The organism is Microbacterium sp. Soil_N32 (genome assembly GCF_057655505.1).
On record NZ_JBDGME010000018.1, the window covers coordinates 114,439 to 139,670 of the forward strand.

Consider the following 25,232-nt stretch of genomic DNA (forward strand, 5'->3'; position numbering starts at 1 on the left):
GTCACACCGTTCCGTTCGCGCGCAGGCGGGGGAGTTGCTCGGCGAGCCAGGGGCTGAATGCGAAGGGGGCCGCGACGACGGCGGAGGCGGCGTCGCCGGCGTCGACCCACGCCCACTCCGCCACCTCGTCGGACGACGGGGAGAGGGGGCCGGCGAGACGTGCGACGAAGACGGGGCAGACCTCGTTCTCGACGATGCCGCTCGCGTCGACTGCGCGGTAGCGGTAGTCGGGCAGGGCGGACCGCACATCGTCGACGGGGGCACCGAGCTCTTGCACGGCCCGGCGGCGCACGGCTTCGACCATGTCCTCCCCGGGCTGCGGGTGGCCGCAGAAGCTGTTGGTCCAGACGCCGGGCCACGTCTGCTTCGAGAGGGAGCGGCGGGTGAGCAGGATGCGACCCCGGTCATCGACGAGGTGACAGGAGAAGGCCAGATGAAGCGGGGTGTCGTGCGTGTGCACCTCGCTCTTCGGGAGCGAGCCGATCGCGGCCCCGTCCTCACCGAGAAGAGTCACGTACTCCATGGCGTCCTCTGCGTTCATTTCACTAGCTTGGCGAGTAATTAACTTAGCATGAAATAGATCGTTGTGTAACATACTGGCATGGACCACGCTTCCGGCACCACCCCGACCACGGGGGAGCCATCTCGCGCCTCGACACTCGAGGGCGAGGCGGGCGTCGACGGTCTGCACCACGGGGCGATCTACGATGTCGAGGCGTCCGATCCGCGCAGTTCCCTCGTCGACCGCTCCGGCGTCGCGCCCGAGGATCTCGCGCAGATCTCGACTCTCATGGCGGCGCTCGGTGAACTGCGCGAGGCGGAGCAGCGGCTCTCCCGGGCATCCCGTCGCTACATGCAGCTGAACGAGACCGACATGCGTGCGCTGCACTACCTCATCGTGTGCGCGAACGCGCGGGCGATCGCCACTCCCGGGGGGATCGCCCAGCACCTCGCCATCTCGACGGCATCGACGACGAAGCTACTCGACCGGCTGGAGAAGGGCGGACACATCGTGCGCTCGCCGCACCCGCACGATCGTCGTGCCCTGGCCATCACGATCACCGACGAGACCCGCGAGGCGGCCATGCAGACCGTCGGGCGGCAGCAGGCGCGGCGGTTCTATGCCGCTGCCCGGTTGACACGAGCCGAGCGCGATACCGTCGTGCGATTCCTGCGCGATATGACCCAGGAGATCGCTCTTCCCGAGGGCGGTTGGGCGTCGCCCGAGAACGACTGAAGGCTCCCCGGTACGGAGAGCCTTCAGCGCGCAATTCTGTCTCGTCAGTGGGCTTTGTTATACGCCTCGATGACCGGCGCGGGGATTCGACCGCGCTCCGACAGCGAATAGCCGTTGTCATTGGCCCAGGCGCGGATCGCCGCGACCTCCGGGTTCCGCGCCGGGCGCTTGCGCGACGACGACGACGAGGAGGAGCGCGGTGCGCCGCCTGAACCCGCGCGGCGCCCTGCCGAGATGTAGGGTTCGAGCGCCTCGCGCAGCTCGCGCGCGTGCGCCTCGTTCAGGTCGACCTCCCAGGCCTGCCCGTTGAGGGAGAAATGGATCGTCTCCCCTTCGCCGACCTCGAGGACGCTGCCGTCGATATCGTCGACCAGCTGATGCACAATTCTTCTCGCCATGATGAGGACAGTACCGCGCAATAGGAAAAGCGGCAATAAATGCGGCCTATTCGTACCGAATACGTCGCGACACTAATATTTCCGATCCGGGGCGAATGCGGGGTCAGGGCAGGAGGCCCGCACGTCGAGCGCGCACCACGGCCGCGTGCCGGGTGGACGCGTCGAGCTTCGACATCGCCGTGCCGATGTACGCCTTGACGGTGCTCTCGCGCAGACCCAGTTCGGCGGCGATCTCCCCGTTGGTGGCGCCGAGTGCCGCGCAGGCGAGAACATCGGTCTCGCGCGGCGACAGGCGCACGACCGGTACCGCTCCGGTGTGCGCGGGGGCCCGCTCGTCGCCCGCGAGGGCGAGCAGTCGTTGCTCGACCGCGGCGAGGCGAGCCCGCAGCGCCTCGTCGTCGACCGAGGCGCTGATCCCGCGGAGCTCGGCGAAGGTCTCGCGCAACTGCTCCTGATGCGGCGCCGTCGGGGAGGGAAGCGCCCCCGCCGCCCGGAGTCGGCGTTCGACCTCGTCGCGGACCCGCAGCTCGTCGGCGAGGGCCTGCGCGACCTGCATGGCCGGAGCGGTCGTGATCCCGGCGACGGGCTCCGTGTCCCACGCGCCCGCGTAGAGGACGCCTCGCGATCGCCCCTCGACCACGATCGGCAGGGCGAGAAGAGTGCGCAGCCCCTCGCCGAGCACGAAGACGTCGTAGTCATGGGTGATCTGCTGCGATGAACCGTAGTCGCTGGTCATGCGCGGTCGCAGTTCCATCATGGCGCGGCCGCCGAGACCGCGTTCGGGGCGCACGCGCAGGCCGTCGAGGCTCCGGGTGCGATTGCCGACGATGGTCGTCACATGCACGACCCCGTCGTCGAGCAGGCCGCCGAACGCCACGGGGAACCGCGTGCGCCGCGCCAGCTCGCGCACCGCGCGAGCGACGAGCTCGGCGTCCGAGTCGGACGCGGGGGGTGTGCTCATCACGTCGTCCTCCGTGGCCGCGTTGCCGTCGGAGGAGGCGGGCAGCGGCCGTGTCGACGCGAGAGTATCACCGGTCGTACGGGTCCCGACGGCCTACTCGTCGGGACCCGCGGCGGGGGAGGCCTGCGCAGCTGCTCGACGCTCGAGGTCGACGAGGAACCGCTTGCGCTCCGGGTGGGCACCGTAGGGACCGATGGTGCCGTCGGCGCGCACGACGCGGTGCACCGGCACGACGATCGAGAACGGCGTCAGCCTGCAGGCGGTGCCCACGGCGCGGGCGGCGCCGGGGTGGCCGGCGATGACCGCGACCTCGCCGTAGCTCATCGTCTCGGCCCAGCCGATCTCGCAGACCGCCTCGAGCGCGCGGCGGTGGAATCCGTCGATGAGCCGCCAGTCGAGATCGATATGGGCGTCGAAGCGCACAGGCTCGCCCTCGAAGTAGCGCGCGAGCAGCACCGCGAGCGAGTCGGCGGCGCCCGGGTCGGGTTCGGGCATGGCTCCGAGGCGGCGGGCCACGCCCTGGAGCAACCAGGGGACCGTCGGGTCGTCCGCCTCGGAGAGGTCGAACCGCACGATGCCCCGGTCGGAGAACACGGCCAGCGCATCGCCGAACGGGGTCGGGGCGAAGTCGTAGCGGAAGGTCATGCCTCCATCCTGTCGGTGCGGGTGCCGAGCCGGCGCCCCGGGAGACGCCGCTCCCCGAGGGGACGTGAGAAGCAGCGCGAAGACCCGGCGGTGCAGGACGAGTGCGGAGGGCGCGGAATTCGCCCGAAACCCGCCCGGGATACCGGTCGGCGCGCCTGTCGCGCCTAGGGTGGCAGTGTGTGGCGACGAGAAGACAAGTCTGCGGGTGACGCGGCAGCGGCAGCAGCTGTGACGCTCGGTGACCTGCAGCCCTCGAGCACCGGGGTGACGGTGCCGCACGCCGCCGACGCCGAGCGTGCGCGCCTGCGCGCCGAGGCGGCCGAGCTGGGAGGGCCGTCGCCGCTCACGGGCTTCCGCGACGCCCCCGAATCGGGCATCGACATCTCGAAGGCGCATCCGGGCAGCCTGCCCCAATTCATCACCGGCCGATCGACGCTGCTCTCCAACCTCTTCCGCGACGAGGTCGGCCTGCGCACCGCACGTCTGGCGGCAGAGCGCATCACCGCCAAGAACACCGAGCTGCGCACCGTCCGCGGCATCGAGGCCGTGCACCTCGCCGTGGGCGTCGCGCGCTGGCGCATCGGCGGAGCATCCTTCGCCGCGCCCGTCCTGCTGCGACCGCTGGCCATCCGTCGGCACCACTCCGACTTCGAGCTGAAGCTGCAGGGGGCGTTCACCGTCAACCCCGAGCTCGTGCGCATCGCGCGCGAGCATTTCGGCATCACGATCGACGGTCCGGCCCTGGCCGCTCTCGCCTACGACGGCGGCATCTTCAAGCCGCAGCCGGTGATCGACAGCCTGCGCGCGATCACCCGCACCATCGACACCTTCTCGGTCGAGCCGCGACTCGTCGTCTCGACCTTCGCCGATGTGGGCGGCGCGATGGCGCGCGACGGACACGACCTCGACCACCGCATGCTGAACGCCCTCGCCGGGCACGTCGGCGACCGCGAGCAGGTCATGGCGCCTCGCGCCGTGCCGCATCACACGGGGCCCGACGATCGGGCGCCCGCGTCCGACACGCTGCTGCTCGACGCGGATGCCGAGCAGGAAGCGGTGCTGGCGCGCATCACCGCCGGTCATTCGCTGACGGTCGCGACGCTCCCCGGGACCGGCGGCACCCAGACCGTGATCAACGCCGTGGGCGAGCTGGTGCGTGCGGGCAAGCGCGTGCTCGTGGTGTCGGCGCGTCGGTCGACCCTCGACGGCGTGCGTCACCGCCTCGCCGGCATCGGTCTCGACAGCCTCGCGATCTCGCCGGCCTCGGTCCGGCGCGACCTCGTACGCGCCATCGTGCGCAACGAGAAGGCCACGGCCCCGAAGGCGGGCGAGGTCGATGATGCGCTGGTGCGGCTGCGCACCGTGCTCCGCGACTACCGCGAGGCTCTGACCGCGCCCATCCACGGCACGCGGTCGTCGGTGCTCGACGCGACGCGGGAGCTTACCCGGCTCGCCTCGTTGCCCGTGCCTCCCTCGACCACGGCCCGGCTCGGAGCGGATGCACTGCGCCGCTTGGCCGACGACCGCAAGGATGCCGCTGCCGCGCTCGCGCAGGCCGCGCGCCTGGGGGAGTTCCGCTTCGGTCCGGACGACTCGCCCTGGTACGGCGTGAGCTTCACCTCGACCGAGGATGCCCGTGCTGCCCACGCTCTCGCCGGTCGCCTGCACGGCGACAGCGTGCCCGCTCTGCTCGAGCGCGGCTACGAGCTGATCGCCCAGACGCGCATGCGGCCGTTCTCGACGATCCAGGAGCTGGGGGAGTACCTGCGTCTCCTCGAGGGCATCCGCGACTCGCTCGACCGCTTCAGCCCGACGGTGTTCGAACGCCCGCTCGGCGACCTCATCCAGGCGCACGGCTCGCGCCGCGACGCCCCGGGCATGTCGTCGGCCAACCGTCGTCGCCTGCGCCGCCTGGCGAAGGAGTACGTGCGCCCGGGTGTGCACGTCACCGAGATGCACGAGGCACTTCTGCGCATCCAGACGCAGCGCACGCAGTGGCAGCGCTGCGTCGACGCGGGCGTCGCCCCTGAGATCCCGCTCGGTCTCGGCGAAGTCGCCGCAGCCTGGCAGCGCGTGGACGCGCAGCTCGCCGAGCTCGACGTCGCGCTCGGTCGGCGCGAACCCCTCGTCACCCTCCCGGTCGCCCGCCTCGTGCGCACCCTTGCGGGGCTGGCCGCCGAGTCCGATGTATTCGAGAACCTCGTGGAGCGGGCGCAGCTGCGCGACGAACTGGCCCTGCTGGGCCTCGAGCCGCTGCTCACCGATCTCTCGGTGCGGCACGTGTCGGAGTCGCGGGTCGGCGACGAGCTGGAGTTCGCGTGGTGGCAGTCGCTCCTCGAACGCGCACTCCAGGAGAACCGGGCGCTGCTCGGCGCGAACACCGCGGTGGTCGACCGTCTCGAGCGCGACTTCCGCCTCGTCGACGAGGCGCACGCGGCGATGGCCGGACCGCTCCTGGCCTGGCAGCTCGCCAACCAGTGGCGTATCGCCATCGTCGACGAGCCCGAGGAGTCGGCTCACCTCCGGCGCGCGCTCAAGCAGGCGTCGACGACCACGGCCGAGCTGGTGAGCGCGGCACCGACCCTCATCGAGACGCTGGCCCCGGTCTGGATCTCGTCGCCGTACCTGGTTCCCGAGATCCCCGACTCGGTGGAGTTCGACACGGTGCTGCTGGTGGACGCCGCGGCGATCAATCTCGCCGAGGCCGTGCCGGCCATCCGTCGTGCGCGGCAGGTGGTCGCGTTCGGCGACCCGGTGACCCAGCGTCCGAGTGCGTTCGAGACGGCGGTCGCCGCCGACGACCCGTGGGAGGCGGAGGTGCCGTTCGACGAGGTCTCGGTCTTCGAGCGCCTGTCGGAGCTGCTGCCCGTGATGACGCTGACCCGCAGCTACCGTGCCGGGGGCGAGGACCTCGCCGAGCTCATCAACGACGCCTTCTACGGCGGCGAGATCGTGTCGCTGCCGTGGGCCGGCTCCTACCTCGGCCGAGGCAGCCTGACGGTCGACTATGTCGAGGGCGGCACCGGTACGCCCGACCCGATCTCGGGCGCCGTCGAGAGCCCCGAGGCCGAGGTGGCGCGCGTCGTCACCCTCGTGGTCGAGCACGCGGTGCACCGACCGACCGAGTCGCTCATGGTGGTCACGGCGAGCCGGCGGCACGCCGAACGGGTGCGAGCCGCGGTCACGGCCGCCTTCGCCGGACGCTCCGACGTCGCCGACTTCGTGGCACGTGACACCGCAGAACCCTTCGCCGTGTTGACCCTCGAGGAGTCGGTCGCCGAGAGCCGCGACCGTGTGATCTTCTCGCTGGGCTTCGGTGTGACCAGGCACGGCCGCGTGCTGAGCGACTTCGGCGACCTCTCCACCCCCGACGGTGAACGCCTGCTCACGGTCGGCATGACGCGGGCACGTCGCTCGATGGTCATCGTGTCGTCGATCCGACCGTCGGCGTTCGACGACGGTCGTCTGGAGCACGGCGCCGCGACCTTGATGTCGATCCTCGGCGGTCTGGCCGGGCGTGCGCGGGACGCGCGTCTCGAGGATCTCGCCGACCCCCTCACCCTCGCCCTCGCCCGCGAGCTACGGCGTCGCGGAGCATCCGTCGATGTCGACTACCGGGGTTTGCTGCCGCTCGTCGCCCAGCACAACGGCAAGGCCGTCGTCATCGAGTCCGACCCCGAATCGCGGGGGGAGTCGCTGCGCGAGACGCTGCGGCTGCGTCCGCACGTGCTGCGGCGCCTGGGATGGCACTACGTGCGCGTGCACGCGTTCGACCTGTACAGCGACCCGGCCACGGTGGCCACGCGCATCGCCGAGGTGCTCGGCATCTCGCCCTCGGCCGCACGGGCCGAGAACGACACCGAGCCTCTCGACCTCGACGGCGCGTGAACGGCGACGGCGACAGCCCCCGCGAGGGCGAGCATCCGCCCGTCGAGCGACAGCACGTCGAGCGCGTGCGGGGATCGCGCCGCGCGCGGCTCACGCCGGTGGAGGGCACCGACCCCTCGCCGGAGACCGGCGGCGGGGCACGCGGTGAGACGCGGCCGCCCGGCCCTCGCGGGCCGAAAGGGCCCAACGACGATCGCTTGATGCAAGACGTCCCGCCCCACTACTGAAGCGGGACGGGACGGATGCTCTGCGCGAAGTGCCTCAGGCGGGCGGACGCGGGGCGCTGTTGCGCGCCAGCAGGTCGCGGATCTCGACCAGCAGCTCGGCCTCGGTCGCGGCGGCCGGCTCCTCCTGGGGCTCCTCCGCCGGGGTGCCCTTGCGGGCCTCGACGCGCGCCTTGAACGTGTTCATCGGCAGCACGAACACGAAGTAGACGACGACGGCGACCGCGAGGAAGCTGATGACCGCCGAGATGAGGTCGCCGAGCGGGAACACGACATCGTTGCCGTAGATGTTCTTGATGGTCGGACCGAACTCGCCGGTCGCGCTGGCCTCGAAGAACAGGGCGACGAGCGGGTTGATGATGCTGGCGACCACGGCGTTGACGATCGCGGTGAACGCGGTGCCGATCACGACGCCGACCGCGAGGTCGAGCACGTTGCCGCGGAGGATGAAGTCCTTGAAACCCTTGAGCATGGCGAAACCTCCGAAGTGGGGGACGGTCAGGAAGCGGGAGTGCTCGACGTCGACGCCGGGGCGCTGCTCGTGGTCGACTCCTTCTTCGATGATGACGGAGCATCCGACCCGCCCGAGGATTTGGTGCGCGAGTCCGTGCGATAGAAGCCCGAGCCGTTGAAGGTCACACCGATCGACCCGTACTGCTTGCGCAGTGCGCCGCCGCACTCGGGACAGGTCGTGAGCGCGTCGTCCGAGAAGCTCTGCACGGCGTCGAACTGGTGCCCGCACGACGTGCAGGCATAGGCGTAGGTGGGCATGGCGATCCTGGGGGTTCAGTGTCGCGTGCGCGACAGGGTGAGGGTCTGCGTGGGGGTGACGACGCCGTTCACCGGCTGGTCGTGCACCTCCCGGGGCAGGGAGTCGAGTATCTCGGAATCATAGATGACCGCGTAGACGGGCGGGCATTTCTCCATCGACCCGATGGTCTTGTCGAAGTATCCGCGTCCCCAGCCCATGCGCATGCCCTGACGGTCGACCGCGGCCGCAGGGACGATCATGAGGTCGACGTCGTTGACCGCGATCGGACCCAGCACCTCGCCGGTCGGCTCGGGAAGGCCGTAGAGACCCTCGGTCACTTCGCCGTCGTCGGTGGCGATCGCCCAGTCGAGCAGACCGTCGGCGCGCGTGACGGGCAGGAGCACGCGGATACCGCGGCGCACCGCCCGCGCGACGAACTCGCGCGTGCCCGGCTCGGCGGTGGTGGAGAGGAAGCAGGAGATCGAGCGGGCCCCGAGCTCGTCAATCAGCGCATCCAGACGCTCGCCGATCGCGGTGGCTGCGCTGGCGCGCTGCGCGTCGGAGAGGAGCCCGCGCCGCTCGCGGAGTTCGGCGCGCAGTGCGCGTTTCTCGTGCTCGATGTCGTTCGACATGGCTTCGAGTCTACGGGGGTGCCCACCGCTAGGCTGGGGGAATGGGTAGTCAGAAGATGAAGGCCGTCATCCCCGCCGCAGGTCTCGGCACGCGGTTCCTTCCGGCGACGAAGGCGATGCCGAAGGAGATGCTCCCGGTCGTCGACAAGCCGGCGATCCAGTACGTCGTCGAGGAGGCCGCGAATGCGGGCATCGACGACATCCTGGTCATCATCGGTCGCAACAAGAACGCCATCTCGAACCACTTCGACTCGGTTCCCGAGCTCGAGGTGAAGCTCATGGAGAAGGGCGACACCGGCCGTCTCGAGCGGGTCGTGCGGTCGAGCGACCTCGCCGACATCCACTTCGTCCGCCAGGGCGAGCCCAAGGGGCTCGGCCACGCCGTGCTGCGCGCGCGTACCCATGTCGGCGACAGCTCGTTCGCGGTACTGCTCGGCGACGACCTCATGGACGAGCGCGACCCGCTGCTCACCGAGATGATCGCCGAGCACGAGCGCACCGGCGCCGCCGTGATCGCCCTCATGGAGGTCGACCCCGACAGCATCCACATGTACGGCGCCGCGGCGGTCGACGAGCTCGAGGGGTCGGACGCCGTGCGCGTCACCGGCCTCGTCGAGAAGCCCGCCAAGGAGGATGCGCCGTCGAACCTCGCGGTCATCGGACGCTACGTGCTGCCGGCATCGATCTTCGAGATCCTCGAGCGCACCGAACCGGGCAAGGGCGGCGAGATCCAGCTCACCGATGCGCTGCAGGAGATGGCGACCGACGCCGACGGCCCCGGAGTCTCGGGCGTCGTCTTCCGCGGGCGCCGTTACGACACGGGCGACCGCGTCGACTACATCAAGGCGATCGTGCAGCTCGCCTCCGACCGCGACGACCTCGGCCCCGAGCTGCGGCCGTGGCTGAAGGAGTTCGCCGAGCGCCTCTGAGGGCCGGCGGAGGTCGGGGCGCACGATGGATCTGACAGGGGTGGGTATGCGTCACGACAGGGTGTCGTTGCGCCTGATCCGCGCACGCGATGCGCGCCCCCTGCAGACAGAACTGCTCGAGAACCGGTCGTGGCTGCAGCGGTGGGAGGCCACCGTGCCGAACGGCTCGGTGTCGTTCGACATGCGTCTGAGCATCCGTCGTCTGCTCCAGCAGTACCGCGACGGCGGCGGCTATCCGTTCGTGATGGAGTACGACGGCGAGGTCGCAGGTCAGCTCAACGTCTGGGGCGTGTCTCGAGGGTCGTTGTGCTCGGCGACGATCGGGTACTGGGTGAGTGAGCGGTTCGCCGGACGCGGTATCACGCCGACCGCCGTGGCGCTGGCCACCGACGCGTCGTTCGTCGAGTTCGGACTGCATCGCATGGAGATCTGCATCCGCCCCGAGAACGCGGCCAGCCTGAGGATCGTGCAGAAGCTCGGGTTCCGGTACGAGGGGCTGCGCCGCCGGTACATCCACATCGACGGTGACTGGCGCGACCACTATGCGTTCGCGCTCACCCGGGAGGACGTGCCGCAGGGTGTGCTGGCGCGCTGGCTGAGCGGGCAGGTGCCGCCCGATGCCGCCGACGTGCCCCCGGCCGACCGACTCACCCTCTGACCGGGGCATCCGTCGGGCGCGATCGCCCGCGACACGCGCCCCCGGCTCGGGGCGCGGCGGCTCCTGTTCCCTTACCGTTGTCCCTATGGACGGGCCGGTGCTGAGCGGGGGAGTGATCGTGCTCGTCGCCGTGCTCCTGTGGATGCTGTATCTGCTGCCTTCCTGGCGCGGTCGCTTCCAGTACAACGCCGCCGAGCGCAACGCCGTGCGGCTCAACCAGGCGCTGCGCATCCTCGCCGAGACGAGCGAGACCCCTGACGAGGTGCGGGTCGAACTCACCGCGCGCACGGCCCTCGCGCAGCAGAAGCTCGCGAAGCGCCTGCAGTCGGAGCGCGAGGCGGCAGAACTCGAGCGCCTGCGCGAAGAGCTCGCCGCAACACGCGCCGATCCCGTGATCGCACGTGCCCGTGCCCGCCGTCGTGTGCGCGCGACGGCGACGCTCACCCTGCTCGTCGGTGCGATCGTCGCCGGGTTCGGTGTCTGGCAGCTGGCGGCCGCCGGCTCGGCCGTGCTGCTGGGTGTGGGAGGCGCGCTCGTGCTCGTCGCCGGTATCGCGCTGCAGCGCATGGCCGCCGTCGCTGCTCGTGTCGCTCGTGCCACCGCGCGCGCCGCCGCCCCCGCCGTCGAGCGTCGGGCTGCGCCCGAGCTCCACGACCAGGGACCCGCGGCCGCGACCACCTGGACGCCGCGTCCGCTCCCCGAGCCCCTGGTGTCGAAGGCCGGCTCCCGCGCCCAGACCGCGCGGGCCGAGATCGACGCGCAAGAGGCTCGTCGCAAGGCCGCGCGCCTCGCCGAGCTGCGCAAGCGCGCCGAGGAGATCGCCGCGGCGGATGCTCCCGTGCCGCTGCCGACGCCGCGTACCGCGCCCGCGGCGGAGGCATCGCCGTACGCGCGGATGGGGTTCGTCGACGACGCCGAGATCGAGGCGCACGTGCGCGATCTGCTCGCGCGCCGGGCCGCCGGCTGACCCGCGCGTCCTGAGGCCGTCCCGCATCGTGATAATGTGGATCTCGGTCACGGGCCTATGGCGCAGTTGGTAGCGCGCCTCGTTCGCATCGAGGAGGTCAGGGGTTCGAATCCCCTTAGGTCCACCACCACAGAAGGCCCCGGGTTCTCCCGGGGCCTTCTGCTTTGCTCGGAGCGCGTCGTCGCACGTCTGGTGTGCGCGAGACACCGCTTCGACCGCGAGGCACCATCCCTGACGCGATGTCTCGTGACGGATGTGGTGTGTCGAGGCTGCATGTCGGCGGCTTGCGATGGGCCTTCGGTATACCAATACGAGATGTTGTCGGGGCCGCGAGTGTCGTCATAGCATGTGTCCTCACTGCCTCGGCGCAGCGGGCGGGGGCTCTCGGTCACGCACCATCGTTCGGCGCCGTTCCCTTCGACCACGTGGTGATCCACCGTGAGGAGTCCGCCGTGTCCGAACTCATCGACTCGTTGCGCGCAGCGGTGCGTGCGAACCCGGATTCCGCGCCGCTCGCTCTGCATCTCGCCGAGCTGCTCCTGGACGGCGGGCACCGCGAACTCGCTATCGCCGAGCTCGGTGGGGTGTTGAGCAGAGAGCCGGGCAATGTGCAGGCGTTGGCGCTCCTGCAACGCGCCGTCCGAGCGACGGCCGCACCGGCTCCGCCCTCCGCTCCTCCGCCCCCTCCCGCTTCGGGATACCCAGTGGCAGCAGCGGAAGCCGCCGACACCGTCGATTGGGCGACGCTCGAACGCGAGGTCGGGGTCGACGTCGAGCCCCCGTTCGTGAGCGACGCGGCGGGTGCGCCCCGCGCGGGCGACGACGGTCTCCTCAGGATCAGCGAGGTTGAGAGTGCGTACTACGTGGAGACGACTCCGCCTGAACGAGTCACGCTCGCCGACGTCGGAGGTCTGAACGACGTCAAGGACCGTCTGCGGGTGGCTTTCCTCGAACCGATGCGGAACCCCGCGATCGCGAAGGCGTACGGCAAGAGCCTTCGCGGCGGTCTGCTGCTGTACGGGCCGCCGGGCACGGGCAAGACCTACCTCGCGAAAGCTGTCGCGGGCGAGCTCGACGCCCGGTTCCTGACGGTCACCGTGGCAGACATCCTCGACGGTGTGATGGGTCAGAGTGAGAAGAACGTCAGGAACGTCTTCGAGCGCGCCCGTGAACTGGCACCGTGCGTACTCTTCATCGACGAGCTCGATTCTCTGGGGGGAAAGCGCTCGGGGTACTCGAACCTCGGGTGGATGCGCAACGTCGTAAATCAGCTGTTGCAGGAGATGGACGGCGTGGGCTCGGACAACGACGGAGTGTTCATCCTGGCAGCGACGAATCATCCCTGGGACGTCGATGCCGCGCTCCTGAGACCGGGCCGCTTTGATCGTGTCGTGCTCGTAACCCCGCCCGATGCCGAGGCGCGTGCCGCGATCCTGAAGAGCGCTCTGAAAGACCGCCCGATCGCGGGCATAGACCTGGGCCGGATCGTCGCTGCGACTCAGGGCTTCACCGGTGCCGATCTCTCCCACCTCGTCGCGTCGGCGGCAGAGAGGGCCATGAGCGCGTCGATCGCGAGCGGAGAGATACGGCCGATCGGGATGGGCGACCTTCGGGCCGCGCAAAGCGAGGTGAAGCCGAGCTCGGGGCCCTGGTTGCAGAGTGCGCGGAACGTCGTGGAGTTCGCGAACTTCGACGGGCGCTACGACGACCTCGAGCGCTATCTCGCCGCGGAGTCGTCCTCGCGCACGAAGAGACCGAGGCAATGAACGACAGCGCCACCGAGCGGCGGGCGATGGTCGCGATACAACGCACTGACCTTCTCGCGCGTCAGAATCGCGAAGACGACGCGCTCGAGTTGCTCGCGGAGGAACTACGGAACTTTCCGGATGATCCGGATCTTCTCGCGCAGCGGGCGTGGCTGCTGAATCGCGCGGATCGTCCGGCGGCAGCGCTGGAGTCCGCCCGAACGGCGCTGCGCACCCATCCCGACCATCGCGAGGCGCTGTTTCAGGCCGCCGCTGCGCATCTCCTCAACGGCGACTACGCCGAGGCGGAGCGCGCCCTGCGCAGAATGTTGCGTGAGACGCCCGAGAACCCGATGCTCCACCGGCAGATCGCCCGGCTTCTGCTCATCGAGCACGAGGATCGCGCCGGAGGTCGGACATCGAGTGGTGCCCCACCTGGCCAGCGGCGTGAGCGCGCGTACGCGCACGTCGAGAAGGCACTGACGCTCGACCCCCAGGATCCCGACAGCTACCAGATGGCGGCCCGGGTCGCATGGGTATTCGACCAGGACTACGAGCGGGCCCTCGGCTATGTGGAGCGCGGGCTCGAAATCGCCCCGGAGGATTTGACGCTCCTGCAGCTCCGATCGGTCGTCCTCGAAAGGTCGCTCGCTCCGTCGAGTGTCACGAGGGCGCAGGATGCGTCGGTCGTCGAGTCCGAACGCATTCTCCGAATCGATCCGCGCGATTCGTTCGCCAGGCAGCAGCTTTTCGGCACTTTCTGGATGCTCCGCACCTCCTTCGTCGACGCCCCTCTCGTCGGCCTCGCTTTCATGCTGTTCGGCGTGGCTGGACGCTTCCTCGACGGGCACGTCGGGTGGCTCTTCTTCGTTGTCGGCTTCGTTCTCGCTGCGATTTCGACGCTGTTCCGCGTCTCCTCGTACTCGTCCGGTGTCGCGAAGATGAGTCCCGAGTTCGTCCGGTCGGTGCTGCGACGCACACGGTTCGCGCGCGTGCGCACCGTGCTCGGCAGGATCTCGTGGACGGCGATGATCGCCTTCGGATTGACGATGCCGTTCGTCCGCGATGCGGTTGTGGTGCGGGGGAGTATCGCAGCTCTGGGTGTGGCCGTGCTCCTTGCGCTGGCCGCCTCACTGCTCTGGCACGGGAGCTACATCGACGCATCATCGCGCATCGCCGGTGCGAATGAGAACACCTACGTGCGAAACGGGCTCGCCTGGGAGGCCAAGCACCGCCGTCAGCTGCGCCTACGCATGATCGGGCGCGCGGCACTGGGTCTGCTGGCGTTCTTCTCCCTTTCGGTCGCCCCTGACCTCCGTGATGACGCGCGCAGCATGGCGTTCATGGCCCTCGCCGCGGTTGTGTTGCCACCGCTGGTCGGGATGATCTCGACGGGGATCGCCGAGAGACGACGGGTCGCGGCCCTGCCCGAGGACAACGCTGTGCGCATCACCCATCGCGCGCCGGGTCTGCCGCGTTTCGTGAGCACCGGGATCGCTGCGATCGTCGTGATGGGGCTTTTCTTCCTCAACCTGACACACCTGCCTATCACCCCGAACGAGTACGACCTGGTCGGCTGCTATCGCGTATCCGACGACCCGTGTGCCGCCGAGAATCGCGTCGAACCGGCCACTCACGAAGAAGGCGAAGACCCACTCGAGGACGGTAGCGGCGATCGTCTAGTCATTCCGACGTACCAGCCGATCGATCTCGACAGCCTCGACCTCAGCGTCTTCGACCCCACGACGATCGTGCCGACGATGGTTCCCGCTCCCTGACGCCGCGTCAGCGGGAGGCGAGGCCCGCCAGCAGCTCCAGCACGCACAGCGCGGCGAGCCGCACGGTGCGGGCGTCGTCGGCATCCGCCGTGGCATCGACCTCGGCGAGGTCGGCGCTGACCACGCGCGGGTCGGTGGCGACGGTGCGAGTGAGGGCGCGCAGTTCCCACGCCTGCAGGCCGCCGGGCACGCTCGCGGGGCAGCCCGGCGCGACCGAGCGGTCGCAGACGTCGACGTCGATGTCGAGATGGATGCGCGCATCCGACCCTGCCCCGGCGATCTCGACGGCCTCGGCCACGACGTCGTCGATGCCGCGTCGACGCAACTCGTCGAGGGTGATCACGCGGATGCCCCAGTCGGCGGCGCGACGGGCGTACGCGACCGAGTTCGCGAAGTCGGCGATCCCGATCTGCACGATCCGCGTGGGGTCGATGCGCGCGGTGTCGACGGTCGAGAGCGCGGGGACGTCTTCGACGAGCCGACGCACCGGGGTGCCGTTCGAGACCCCGTCGCGCAGATCGAAGTGCGCGTCGAAGGTGATCAGGCCGGTCGCCCGGGCGCCCAGAGCCACCGGGTAGGTCAGGGAGTTGTCGCCGCCGAGGGCGATCACGAAAGCCGGGTCGAGATCGCGCACGCGCGCGATGACGGAGGCCTCGCCCTCGTCGCCGTCGGGTTCGAGCACGTCGCCGGCATCCGCGACGCGCAGCACCTCGTTCAGGTCGACGGCGGGCGGGCCCATCAGCGTCGTGCTGTAGCGCAGCAGGGCGTCGCGGATCGCGGCGGGAGTGGCGCCGGCCCCCGTGGGCGAGAGCGACGTGCGCCACGTCGGCACCCCGAGCACGACGGCGTCGGCGCCGGTCTGCGGGGCGTACGCGGGCCAGGATCCGGCGCGCGGCCAGAGCGGGTCGTGCGAGAGGGCCATGTCATACTCCCGGGATCAGGGCGTGCGCGATCGTGAAGATGGCGAGGCCGGCCAGGGCACCGACCACGGTGCCGTTCAGACGGATGTACTGCAGATCGCGGCCGACCATGAGCTCGATCTTCTCGGTGGTCTCGGCGGGATCCCAGCGCTCGACCGTGTCGGTGATGATCGAGGCGATGTCGTGGCGGTAGCGGTCGACCAGGAAGACGGCGGCATCCGACACCCACGTGTCGACGCGGCGCTGCAGGGCCTCGTCGCTGGTGAGTCGCTCGCCGACCTCCTGCAGGGCGCGCGCGGCGCGGCGGCGCAAGCCGCTCTGCGGGTCGGCCAGTGCCGTCAGCAGGCCGTTCTTGGCCGTGTTCCAGGCTTCGGCGGCAAGGGCGCCCACACGCGGGCTGTCGAACAGCGACGCCTTCGCCGATTCGAGCTTCTCGCGCGTCGCGGGGTCGTGCTGCAGGTTGTCGGCCAGACGTTCGAGGTAACCGTCGATCGCGATGCGGGCCGGATGCGCGGGGTCGGCCTGCACCGCCTTCACGAACTTGACGGCCTCGCTGTAGACGGTGTCGTCGACGAAGCGATGCGCGAGCCGGGGGAGCCACGACGGCAGACGGCGGGAGATGAGGCCGCGGAACGACTCCTCGTTCGCATCGAGCCAACGTCCGATGGTCTCGACCGCGAGGTCGACGGCTCCGCGGTGCGCGTCGGCCTCGACGATCCTGCCGAGCCACGCGCCGGCGGGCGGGCCCCACTCGGGGGCCAGCAGATGCTCGCGAGCGAGGTCGGAGATCAGGTCGCGCACGTCGTCGTCGCTCAACGCGTTCAGCACCGCCGTGGCGATCGTCGCCCCCTCGGACGCGACGCGCTCGGCGTGCGGCTCCTCGCGCAGCCATTCCCCGGCCCGACGGGCGATCGCCGTCGACGCGAGCTTCGTGCGCACGACGTCGGAGGCGAGGAAGTTGGTCTCGATGAACTCGCCGAGCGTGCGCCCGATCTCGTCCTTGCGGTTCGGGATGATCGCCGTGTGCGGAATGGGGAGGCCGAGAGGTCGCCGGAAGAGCGCCGTCACGGCGAACCAGTCCGCGAGCGCTCCCACCATGCCGCCCTCGGCCGCGGCCCGCACGTAGCCCAGCCATCCCACGCGCTCCTGGAAGGCGAACGCGACGACGAAGACCACGGCCATGAAGACGAGGGCGCCCAACGCCACGGCCTTCATGCGCCGGAGCGCGCGCAGTCGGACCTGATCGGCGGGCGAGAGCATCGCCATCGGAGTGCGCGGCATGAAGGCATCCTTTCACGGTCCTCGCCCGCCCAGGCGGAGTAGCCTCGATGGGTGATCGAAGACATCAAGAAGCGCGCCCTGCACCGCACGGCGATCCTCGAAGGGCAGCTCCGCGGCGTCGCGCGGATGATCGAGAACGAGGACTACTGCATGGACATCATCACGCAGTCACGCGCCATCCAACGGTCGCTCGAATCGCTGAACCGACTGCTCCTCGAGAACCACCTGCGCACGCACGTGACCGACATGTTCGAGAACGGCGGCGACGAACGGGAGCAGGCCGTCGGCGAGCTGCTGAAGGCGTTCGACTTCGATGCGCGGAGTTGAGCCGGAGGTGACGGCGCGCGGGGCCGGGTGTCAGCGGGTTCCCCAGTTGTAGAGCTGCTTCTGAAGCTTGGCGTAGACGAACGTCTCGGTCGACAGCACGCCGTCGATCGGGCGAATGCGGTCGTTGACGATCGCCAGCAGCTCCTCGTCGTCCTCGCAGACGACCTCGACGATCACATCGAAGCCGCCCAGCGTGACCACCACGTAGTCGATCGCGTCGATCTCGGCGACGGCTTCCGCGACGACCCTGGCGTCACCCGAGACGCGGATGCCGATCATCGCCTGGCGTTGGAAGCCGAGCTGCATCGGGTCGGTCACCGCGACGACCTGCATCACCCCGGACTCGGTGAGCCGCTGCACGCGCTGCCGCACCGCGGCCTCGCTCAGGCCGACCGCGCGACCGATTTCGGAGTACGACCGGCGGCCGTCCTCCTGCAGCAGTTCGATGATCGCCTTCGAGGTCGCGTCGATCGAGGGGAGCTTCGTCGGGGGCATGTGCAGATCGTAGGATTCCGCGGCGGTGACCGGCAACCCGGTCAGTCCTCGCGCGGACCGAGCCACGCGCTCGCCGCCGTCGCGTGCGCCGACTCGGGGTCGGACGGGTGGAACGCCCCGGCCAGCACGTCACGGTAGAGGCGCGCGAGCTCCCCTCCGGCGGAGTAGGCGCCTCCGCCGCCGACGAGCATCGCCTCGTCGACGACCTGCTTCGCCATCGTCACGGCGCGGTGCTTCACGCCCGACAGCAGCGGGAACCAGCGCGGGCCGTGGTCGACGCGCTCGTCGACATCGCGGGCGAGAGCGGCGATCTGCGGGGGGAGGGCGTCGTATGCGATCGCCATGTCGGCGATGCGCCAGCGGATGTCGGGGTCTTGGCTGTACGCCGCCCCGGTGCGCTTCGACCGGCGCGCGTGCGCGGTCTCGACCGCGAGCTCGAGCGCTCGGTGCGCGATGCCGGTGTAGACCGAGGCGAGCAGGATCTCGAAGACGCTGAAGATGCCGAACACGATCGGATCGGGCGTCGGTCCCGGGTCGATGCGGCGCACGACGTGCGAGCGATCGGCGACGGCCCCCGAGAGACGCGTGGTGCGGCTCTGGGTCGCACGCATGCCGAGGGTGTCCCAGTCGTCGGCCGTGTCGACCGCGTCGGTGCGCTCGACGAAGGCGAAGACGAGCTGGGGCGCGTCGGGGCTGGTGGTGTCGAGACCGTGGAGTCCCAATCGCGTCCACACCGGAGCGAGCGACGTGAAGATCTTGGTGCCGGTGAACGCGTAGCCGCCATCGGCCAGCGGAACGGCATCCGTGTCGCTGCCGAACAGCACGAGGTCGTTGCCGCGCTCGCTGATGCCGAAGGCGAACACCTCTCCGGCGACCGCGCCGTCCTGCACGAACTCGAGCCCCTCGACGCCGCGGTCGGAGAACACCTTCGCGACACCCGTCCACACGAGGTGCATGTTGATCGCGAGGGCCGTCGCCGGCGCGGCGGTCGCCAGACGCTGCTGGAGCAGCGCCGCCTCGGCCAGCGAGAGCCCTGCACCACCGCGCTCCCGCGGCACGAGGATCGACAGGTAGCCGGCCTCGCGCAGATCGGCGAGGTCGTCGTGAGGGAACGTGTTCTCGCGGTCGTGGATCGGGGCCCGCTCGCGGAGGCGGTCGAGCAGGGCGTCGGGAAGGTGGACGGCGGGATCGAACGTGCTCATGCGAGGGCCTCCAGGATCTGGCGGATGGACTCGTCCGGTCGGTCGCGGTGCAGCGAGTGCCCCGCCCCTGGGACGACCGACATCGAGATCGCCGGGTTGGCGGCGAGCACGGCGGCCGCGGTCTCGCCGGTGAAGATGCTGTAGACCTCGGGGTCGGCGCCGATCACGTGGGTGGGGACGGCGAGCTGAGCCGCCTCGCGCCGCACGTCCCATGGCGTGTTCTGCACGCTCGTCTGCTCGACGGCCCACGCGCTGGCGCGCCGCACCGCGTCGACCTTGAGTTCGTGGTCGTGCGGGTGCCAGTGCGGATGCTCGGCCCGCACCGTCTCGATGCGGGTGTCGGCGAAGGCGCGCTCCTGGCTGCGGCGCACGACGGCGGCGTCGTGCCCGTCGACGAGGATGGCCGGGTCGAGCAGGACGAGGCGCCGCGTCCATGCGGGCGCGGAGGCGGCGGCGACCGTGCTCGCGGCGCCGCCGAGGGAATGCCCGACGACGGCATCCCACGGGCCCCCGTCGTCGGGATGCGTGGCGGCGAGGTCGGCGCCGAACGCCGCGACCGAGTAGTCGAGCGCACGCGGCGCATCGCCGTGCCCGCGCAGGTCGACGGCCGTCGCGTGCCATCCCGCCTCGGCGAGGGCGACGCCGACGCGCCACATCAGCGCCGCCGACGAGCCGAGTCCGTGTACGAGCAGGGCGCGGCGGGAGGAGGACGGATGCCCCCAGGCGAGTCGGGGCAGCAGGAGCGGCGAGGGCATGCCCTCAGCCTAGGACGATGCGCCGACACGGGCGCCGGCCGTGCTCAGTCGAGCGGCGGCATGTCTCCGTGGGTGGTGAGCACGCGCGCAGCCGCGGCGTGTCCGGCCGAGAGACGGGTCGCGAGGTCGGCCCCGTCGAGCGTGGCGGCGAGGAAGCCGGACGCGAACGCATCGCCGGCGCCCACCGGCTCGACCACGTCGACGCGCGGCGCCGGGACGAACACGGGCTCATCGTCGCCCGAGAACGCCGTCGCTCCGACATCACCGTCCTTCACCACGAGCAGGGCGCACGACGACAGGTGCGCCCGCACGTCGTCGGCGGTGACCGTGCCCCACAGGCGCTCGGCCTCGTCGCGGCCCACGAACGCGATGTCGGCGGCATCCGCGAGACGGGCGAGGGTCGCCCGCGCATCGTCGAGCGACCACAGCGCCCGCCGGTCGTTCACATCGAACGAGACGATCGCACCCGCGGCGCGTGCGTCGTCGTACAGGCCGTCGACCATCGCGCGGCACGACTCCGAGAGCGCGGGGGTGATGCCGGTGGTGTGCACGATCCGCACGCCCTGCAGACGCTCCGGAGGGAGGAAACCGGGCGCCATGCGCGAGGCGGCGGACCCGCGACGGTAGTAGTAGACGCGCGACGACTCGATGCCCGGGTCCTTGAACATGACGCCGGTGGGGGCATCCGCATCGGTCTCGACCCACAGCTCGACCCCGCGCCGGCGCATCTCGGTGGTGATGCGCTGTGCGATCGGGTCGTCGCCGAGACGCGACGCCCAGACGGCGCGATGGCCCGCAGCCACCATCCCCGCGGCGACGTTCGCCTCGGCCCCGGCCAGGCCGAGGGCCGCCGTCTCGGTCTCGGCGAGAGGGGCGCCGAGCGCGGTGACGAGTCCCATGGACTCGCCCACGCAGACGATCTCGGGGGTGGTGGGGGTTGCAGGCGAAGGGATGCTCATGAGGGGGTGACCGCCAGGGGCTCGGTGTCGGGATGGGGGCTCGCGTCGCGATGACGCAGGTCGGGGAGGGCGCGGACGAAGACGATGGATACGACGAGTCCGGCCGCGGCGAACAGGGTGGCCGCCAGGTAGGCGCCACGGGCATCGCTCAGGTCGACCAGGAAGCCCGCGACGGCGGAACCGGCGGCGGCGCCGATGAGCTGTCCGGTGCCCGCCCATCCGAACGCCTCGGCCGTCTCGCTGAATTTGACGCTGGCGGTGGTGACGGCGAAGAGCACCGCCAGGGCGGGCGCGATGCCGATGCCCGCGAGCACGAGGGTGCCGCCGAGCCAGAACACGTTCAACGACACCATCGTCAGCGCGAGCCCGACCGTGACGATGGCCAGTCGGCGGGCCATGGCCCAGGGGCCGATCGGGATGTGGCCGAACGAGAGGCCGCCGACGAGGCTGCCGACCGAGAACACGGCCAGCACGAGACCGGCGGCCAGGCTGCCGTGCTCGAACGTCGCGACCACGCCGACCTCGACCGCGGAGCAGGCGCCGATGAGGAGGAAGCCGATGACGGTCGCCATGAGCACCGGCGGCTTGAGCACGACCTTGCCGAGCGCGTTGCGGCTGCGCGGGATGCGGACGCGACCGACCTCGGGGGAGAGGATGAACCACGAGCCGCCCCCCACGAGGATCACGGCGACGAGGAGAAGACCCTCCGTCGTACCGATCTGCGTGCTGACGAGGGTGATGACGACCGGCGCGAGGATCCAGATGATCTCCTGCAGCGACGCGTCGAGAGAGAAGAGGGGCGTGAGCTGGCGGGCGTTGACCAGCTTGGGGTAGATCGTCCGCACGGCGGCCTGCACCGGCGGCGTCGACAGGCCGGCGATCATGCCGAGCACCATGTACCCCGGGAGGCTCAGCGGGAGCAGGGCCAGGCAGAGCACCGCCGCCACGCACACGATCGACGTGAGCGTCAGCACGCGGCGCATGCCCCAGACGCCCATCCACCGGCTGGTGACGGGGCCCGCGACGGCCTGCCCGATGCTCGTCGCGGCGAGCACGAGGCCGGCCGCCCCGTAGGAGCCGGTCTGCTGCTCCACGTGCAGGAGGATCGCGAGCGAGGCCATGCCGTTGGGGAAGCGCGCCGTCAGCTGCGCTGCGATCATGCGCGCCACGCCGGGCGTGCGAAGAAGATCCCGATATCCCGCCACGAGACAACGGTACCGGGCGCCGCCGACGCCGCAGGACGCGATGTCGCAGACGGCGGGGTGGGGCACTCGACGCGACACGCCGACGACACGCCGAGGCGCATTCTCCACAGAAATCGGAATGTCGGAGACCCCGCGTACGGTCCCCCCTGTGGATGGATCTCTCCCCGGGTGATCCGACCCGCGGATTCCCGCGGTTCGGAACCCCCTCCGCAGGGGCCGCGCCTGTGGAAGAAACGGTGGACAACCTGTGTTGTACATGGGGAGAGCGGTGGAAAAACTACACGAATGTAACTACTACCCCTTGTGGTCACTCCGAGTGTCCGTCCCTATATGTAGTATTGAACTCCCGGCGGACCACAGCCGGCCACGAACAGATTCTGAGGGGATTCGAGATGTCGATCACGGTCTACACCAAGCCTTCCTGCGTCCAGTGCAACGCGACGTATCGCGCCCTGGATGCCAAGGGCATCGAGTACGAGATCCACGACCTGTCGGAGGACCCGACGGCCCTGGAGCAGGTCAAGGCGCTCGGCTACATGCAGGCGCCGGTCGTCGTCACCGACGAGGACCACTGGTCGGGCTTCCGTCCCGACAAGATCGACGAGCTCGCGTCGCGCCTGGCCTGAGCCCGCGGCCGGAAGCGGGGTCGAGCATGAACGCCGTCGCGACCGCAGCGCCGCTCCTCGTGTACTTCTCGAGCGTGTCGGGCAACACCGCGCGCTTCATCGAGAAACTGGGCCTCCCGGCCCGACGCATCCCGATCCACCGGAACGAAGATGACCTCGTCGTCGACGAGCCCTTCGTGCTGGTCACCCCGACCTACGGCGGGGGAGAAGGTCGTGGCGTCGAGCGCGGAGCGGTGCCCAAGCAGGTGATCCGGTTCCTCAACGACGAGCGCAACCGTCGTCACATCCGCGGAGTCATCTCCGCAGGCAACACCAACTTCGGCGAGGCGTTCTGCCTCGCCGGAGACATCATCAGCCGCAAGTGCGACGTGCCCCACTTGTATCGGCTCGAGATATTCGGCACACAGGACGACGTGGATCGCGTGAGCGACGGATTGGAACGACGGTGGACAGCGCAGTTGACGAGCAGGCGATGACCGAGCAGGCGGCGGCCTTCAAGATCAACCCGGCATACGAGGGGCTGGACTACCACGCCCTCAACGCGATGCTGAACCTCTACGACGCGAACGGGAAGATCCAGTTCGACGCCGATAAGCGCGCCGCGCGGGAGTACTTCCTGCAGCACGTGAACCAGAACACCGTGTTCTTCCACTCCCTCAAGGAGCGCCTCGACTACCTCGTCGAGAAGGAGTACTACGAGGGCGCCGTGCTCGAGCAGTACTCGTTCGACTTCATCCAGAAGCTCAACGACCGGGCCTACGCCAAGAAGTTCCGCTTCGAGACGTTCCTCGGCGCGTTCAAGTACTACACGAGCTACACGCTCAAGACCTTCGACGGCAAGCGCTACCTCGAGCGCTTCGAGGACCGCGTCGTCATGACGGCCCTCGCGCTCGCCGACGGTGACGAGAACCTCGCCGTCTCGCTCGTCGACGAGATCATCTCGGGCCGCTTCCAGCCCGCCACCCCGACGTTCCTCAACGCCGGCAAGGCCCAGCGCGGCGAGCTCGTCAGCTGCTTCCTGCTGCGCATCGAAGACAACATGGAGTCGATCGCCCGCGGCATCAACTCCGCCCTGCAGCTCTCGAAGCGCGGCGGCGGCGTGGCGCTGCTGCTGTCGAACATCCGCGAGTCGGGTGCGCCCATCAAGCAGATCGAGAACCAGTCGTCGGGCATCATCCCCGTGATGAAGCTCCTCGAAGACAGCTTCAGCTACGCCAACCAGCTCGGCGCGCGCCAGGGTGCGGGTGCGGTGTACCTGAACGCGCACCACCCCGACATCATGCGATTCCTCGACACCAAGCGCGAGAACGCCGACGAGAAGATCCGCATCAAGACGCTGTCGCTCGGCGTCGTCGTGCCCGACATCACGTTCGAGCTCGCGAAGAACGACGAGGACATGTACCTCTTCTCGCCGTACGACGTCGAGCGCGTCTACGGCGTGCCCTTCGGCGACATCTCGGTCACCGAGAAGTACCGCGAGATGGTCGACGACCCCCGCATCAAGAAGACGAAGATCAACGCCCGCGAGTTCTTCCAGACCGTCGCCGAGATCCAGTTCGAGTCGGGCTACCCGTACGTGATGTTCGAAGACACGGTCAACAAGGCCAACCCCATCAAGGGGCGCATCAACATGTCGAACCTCTGCAGCGAGATCCTGCAGGTGAACACCCCGACCACCTACAACGACGACCTGTCGTACAAGGAGATCGGCAAGGACATCTCCTGCAACCTCGGCTCGATGAACATCGCGCTGTCGATGGATGCCGACGACCTCGGTCAGACCGTCGAGACCGCCATCCGCGCGCTCACCGCGGTGAGCGACCAGAGCCACATCCGTTCGGTGCGCTCGATCGAGGACGGCAACGACCGCTCCCACGCGATCGGTCTCGGACAGATGAACCTGCACGGCTACCTCGCCCGCGAGCACGTCTACTACGGCTCGGAAGAGGGTGTCGACTTCACGAACATCTACTTCTATACCGTGCTGTTCCACGCGCTGCGCGCGTCGAACAAGCTGGCCATCGAGCGCAAGCAGTCCTTCGAGGGCTTCGCCGACTCGACGTACGCGTCGGGCGAGTTCTTCGACAAGTACATCGACCGCGCCTGGGTGCCCGAGACCGAGAAGGTCAAGGAACTCTTCGCGGGCAAGCACATCCCGACGCAGGACGACTGGGTCGCTCTCAAGGCCTCCATCCAGGAGCACGGCATCTACAACCAGAACCTGCAGGCCGTGCCGCCCACGGGCTCGATCTCGTACATCAACAACTCGACGTCGTCGATCCACCCGATCGCGTCGAAGATCGAGATCCGCAAGGAAGGCAAGCTCGGTCGCGTGTACTACCCGGCGGCGTTCATGACGAACGACAACCTGGAGTACTACCAGGACGCGTACGAGATCGGCTACGAGAAGGTCATCGACACCTACGCCGCGGCCACGCAGCACGTCGACCAGGGCCTGTCGCTGACGCTGTTCTTCAAGGACACCGCCACCACCCGCGACATCAACAAGGCGCAGATCTACGCATGGCGCAAGGGCATCAAGACGATCTACTACATCCGCCTGCGTCAGCTGGCGCTCGAGGGCACCGACATGACCGAGTGCGTCTCCTGCATGCTCTGACCCACCGGTCACCAGGCTCAGCGATTCAG

25 protein-coding genes and 1 tRNA gene are annotated in these 25,232 nt (G+C 69.6%); 12 read left to right on the forward strand and 14 right to left on the reverse strand.

Features of this window, described 5'->3' with window-relative positions; all coding sequences use genetic code 11:
* Position 1 precedes the first annotated feature (1 nt).
* Entirely contained in the window at positions 2-541 is a 540-nt protein-coding gene (gene idi / locus AC3A3J_RS06885) for an isopentenyl-diphosphate Delta-isomerase (protein ID WP_487671565.1), read from the reverse strand.
* Positions 542-601: 60 nt separating this feature from the next.
* Here idi and AC3A3J_RS06890 point away from each other — a divergent pair, with 60 nt between their 5' ends.
* Positions 602-1,237, forward strand: a complete 636-nt coding sequence (locus AC3A3J_RS06890; RefSeq protein ID WP_487671566.1) for a MarR family winged helix-turn-helix transcriptional regulator — start codon at positions 602-604, stop codon at positions 1,235-1,237.
* A 44-nt stretch (positions 1,238-1,281) separates the two neighbouring features.
* Here AC3A3J_RS06890 and AC3A3J_RS06895 read toward each other — a convergent pair whose 3' ends face one another.
* From AC3A3J_RS06895 to AC3A3J_RS06905, 3 genes are all read right to left on the reverse strand, one after another.
* Positions 1,282-1,635: a histone-like nucleoid-structuring protein Lsr2 gene (locus AC3A3J_RS06895; RefSeq protein WP_487671567.1), complete on the reverse strand. Its 354-nt coding sequence runs from the start codon at positions 1,633-1,635 to the stop codon at positions 1,282-1,284.
* Positions 1,636-1,738: 103 nt separating this feature from the next.
* On the reverse strand, positions 1,739-2,596 hold the full coding sequence (locus tag AC3A3J_RS06900) for a LuxR C-terminal-related transcriptional regulator (RefSeq protein ID WP_487671568.1): 858 nt from the start codon (positions 2,594-2,596) through the stop codon (positions 1,739-1,741).
* A 93-nt stretch (positions 2,597-2,689) separates the two neighbouring features.
* Positions 2,690-3,241, reverse strand: a complete 552-nt coding sequence (locus AC3A3J_RS06905) for a methylated-DNA--[protein]-cysteine S-methyltransferase (protein WP_487671569.1) — start codon at positions 3,239-3,241, stop codon at positions 2,690-2,692.
* A 177-nt stretch (positions 3,242-3,418) separates the two neighbouring features.
* On the opposite strand from AC3A3J_RS06905, the gene AC3A3J_RS06910 reads away from it, so the two are divergent.
* Positions 3,419-7,129, forward strand: a complete 3,711-nt coding sequence (locus tag AC3A3J_RS06910; protein ID WP_487671570.1) for an AAA family ATPase — start codon at positions 3,419-3,421, stop codon at positions 7,127-7,129.
* Positions 7,130-7,390: 261 nt separating this feature from the next.
* Here the strand turns inward: AC3A3J_RS06910 and mscL are convergent, their stop codons facing one another.
* Genes mscL through AC3A3J_RS06925 form a run of 3 tightly spaced genes read right to left on the reverse strand, consistent with a single transcriptional unit; the run spans position 7,391 to position 8,736 of the window.
* On the reverse strand, positions 7,391-7,825 hold the full coding sequence (gene mscL / locus AC3A3J_RS06915; protein ID WP_487671571.1) for a large conductance mechanosensitive channel protein MscL: 435 nt from the start codon (positions 7,823-7,825) through the stop codon (positions 7,391-7,393).
* Between the two features lie 26 nt (positions 7,826-7,851).
* Positions 7,852-8,124, reverse strand: a complete 273-nt coding sequence (locus AC3A3J_RS06920) for an FmdB family zinc ribbon protein (protein WP_487671572.1) — start codon at positions 8,122-8,124, stop codon at positions 7,852-7,854.
* Between the two features lie 15 nt (positions 8,125-8,139).
* The gene (locus AC3A3J_RS06925) at positions 8,140-8,736 is read right to left on the reverse strand and encodes a 5-formyltetrahydrofolate cyclo-ligase (RefSeq protein WP_487671573.1); all 597 of its coding nucleotides are present in this window, start codon (positions 8,734-8,736) and stop codon (positions 8,140-8,142) included.
* Positions 8,737-8,777: 41 nt separating this feature from the next.
* Here AC3A3J_RS06925 and galU point away from each other — a divergent pair, with 41 nt between their 5' ends.
* The 6 genes from galU to AC3A3J_RS06955 all read left to right on the forward strand — a co-directional run bounded on the left by galU (position 8,778) and on the right by AC3A3J_RS06955 (position 14,813).
* Positions 8,778-9,665, forward strand: coding sequence for a UTP--glucose-1-phosphate uridylyltransferase GalU (gene galU, locus AC3A3J_RS06930; RefSeq protein WP_487671574.1), 888 nt, complete (start codon positions 8,778-8,780; stop codon positions 9,663-9,665).
* Positions 9,666-9,711: 46 nt separating this feature from the next.
* Positions 9,712-10,323, forward strand: coding sequence for a GNAT family N-acetyltransferase (locus AC3A3J_RS06935; protein WP_487671575.1), 612 nt, complete (start codon positions 9,712-9,714; stop codon positions 10,321-10,323).
* A gap of 85 nt (positions 10,324-10,408) precedes the next feature.
* Positions 10,409-11,290 (forward strand): hypothetical protein, encoded by an 882-nt coding sequence (locus tag AC3A3J_RS06940; RefSeq protein ID WP_487671576.1) that lies wholly within the window; start codon positions 10,409-10,411, stop codon positions 11,288-11,290.
* A 51-nt stretch (positions 11,291-11,341) separates the two neighbouring features.
* A tRNA-Ala gene (locus AC3A3J_RS06945) sits at positions 11,342-11,417 on the forward strand.
* A gap of 325 nt (positions 11,418-11,742) precedes the next feature.
* Complete coding sequence (locus AC3A3J_RS06950; RefSeq protein ID WP_487671577.1) at positions 11,743-13,056, forward strand: ATP-binding protein; 1,314 nt, start codon at positions 11,743-11,745, stop codon at positions 13,054-13,056.
* Positions 13,053-14,813 carry a tetratricopeptide repeat protein gene (locus AC3A3J_RS06955; protein WP_487671578.1) on the forward strand — a complete coding sequence of 587 codons (1,761 nt, stop codon included), beginning with the start codon at positions 13,053-13,055 and terminating at the stop codon, positions 14,811-14,813. Before AC3A3J_RS06950 ends, AC3A3J_RS06955 begins: the two co-directional genes overlap by 4 nt.
* A gap of 7 nt (positions 14,814-14,820) precedes the next feature.
* Here AC3A3J_RS06955 and AC3A3J_RS06960 read toward each other — a convergent pair whose 3' ends face one another.
* Together AC3A3J_RS06960 and AC3A3J_RS06965 are read right to left on the reverse strand one after the other, a co-directional pair.
* Positions 14,821-15,735 carry an arginase family protein gene (locus AC3A3J_RS06960; protein WP_487671579.1) on the reverse strand — a complete coding sequence of 305 codons (915 nt, stop codon included), beginning with the start codon at positions 15,733-15,735 and terminating at the stop codon, positions 14,821-14,823.
* 1 nt (position 15,736) lies between these two features.
* On the reverse strand, positions 15,737-17,014 hold the full coding sequence (locus AC3A3J_RS06965) for a DUF445 domain-containing protein (protein WP_487671580.1): 1,278 nt from the start codon (positions 17,012-17,014) through the stop codon (positions 15,737-15,739).
* A gap of 51 nt (positions 17,015-17,065) precedes the next feature.
* Between AC3A3J_RS06965 and AC3A3J_RS06970 the strand changes: the two genes are divergently transcribed.
* The gene (locus tag AC3A3J_RS06970; protein WP_314651070.1) at positions 17,066-17,341 is read left to right on the forward strand and encodes a metal-sensitive transcriptional regulator; all 276 of its coding nucleotides are present in this window, start codon (positions 17,066-17,068) and stop codon (positions 17,339-17,341) included.
* 30 nt (positions 17,342-17,371) lie between these two features.
* Here the strand turns inward: AC3A3J_RS06970 and AC3A3J_RS06975 are convergent, their stop codons facing one another.
* The 5 genes from AC3A3J_RS06975 to AC3A3J_RS06995 are packed head-to-tail and all read right to left on the reverse strand — an operon-like array spanning position 17,372 to position 21,912.
* On the reverse strand, positions 17,372-17,836 hold the full coding sequence (locus AC3A3J_RS06975; RefSeq protein WP_487671581.1) for an Lrp/AsnC family transcriptional regulator: 465 nt from the start codon (positions 17,834-17,836) through the stop codon (positions 17,372-17,374).
* 41 nt (positions 17,837-17,877) lie between these two features.
* Positions 17,878-19,038 (reverse strand): acyl-CoA dehydrogenase family protein, encoded by a 1,161-nt coding sequence (locus tag AC3A3J_RS06980; protein ID WP_487671582.1) that lies wholly within the window; start codon positions 19,036-19,038, stop codon positions 17,878-17,880.
* Entirely contained in the window at positions 19,035-19,793 is a 759-nt protein-coding gene (locus AC3A3J_RS06985) for an alpha/beta fold hydrolase (protein ID WP_487671583.1), read from the reverse strand. The genes AC3A3J_RS06980 and AC3A3J_RS06985 overlap by 4 nt, the downstream gene beginning before the upstream one ends.
* A 44-nt stretch (positions 19,794-19,837) precedes the next feature.
* A complete protein-coding gene (locus tag AC3A3J_RS06990) occupies positions 19,838-20,752 on the reverse strand; it encodes a sugar kinase (protein WP_487671584.1) in 915 nt (304 codons plus the stop codon).
* Positions 20,749-21,912 carry an MFS transporter gene (locus AC3A3J_RS06995; protein ID WP_487671585.1) on the reverse strand — a complete coding sequence of 388 codons (1,164 nt, stop codon included), beginning with the start codon at positions 21,910-21,912 and terminating at the stop codon, positions 20,749-20,751. Before AC3A3J_RS06995 ends, AC3A3J_RS06990 begins: the two co-directional genes overlap by 4 nt.
* A gap of 437 nt (positions 21,913-22,349) precedes the next feature.
* On the opposite strand from AC3A3J_RS06995, the gene nrdH reads away from it, so the two are divergent.
* From nrdH to nrdE, 3 genes are read left to right on the forward strand one after another with little or no spacing between them, the layout of a single operon-like run.
* Positions 22,350-22,583: a glutaredoxin-like protein NrdH gene (gene nrdH / locus AC3A3J_RS07000; protein WP_017202656.1), complete on the forward strand. Its 234-nt coding sequence runs from the start codon at positions 22,350-22,352 to the stop codon at positions 22,581-22,583.
* Between the two features lie 26 nt (positions 22,584-22,609).
* A complete protein-coding gene (gene nrdI, locus AC3A3J_RS07005; protein ID WP_314651052.1) occupies positions 22,610-23,059 on the forward strand; it encodes a class Ib ribonucleoside-diphosphate reductase assembly flavoprotein NrdI in 450 nt (149 codons plus the stop codon).
* Positions 23,056-25,203: a class 1b ribonucleoside-diphosphate reductase subunit alpha gene (nrdE, locus tag AC3A3J_RS07010; protein ID WP_487671586.1), complete on the forward strand. Its 2,148-nt coding sequence runs from the start codon at positions 23,056-23,058 to the stop codon at positions 25,201-25,203. Before nrdI ends, nrdE begins: the two co-directional genes overlap by 4 nt.
* The last annotated feature ends 29 nt before the right edge of the window (positions 25,204-25,232 follow it).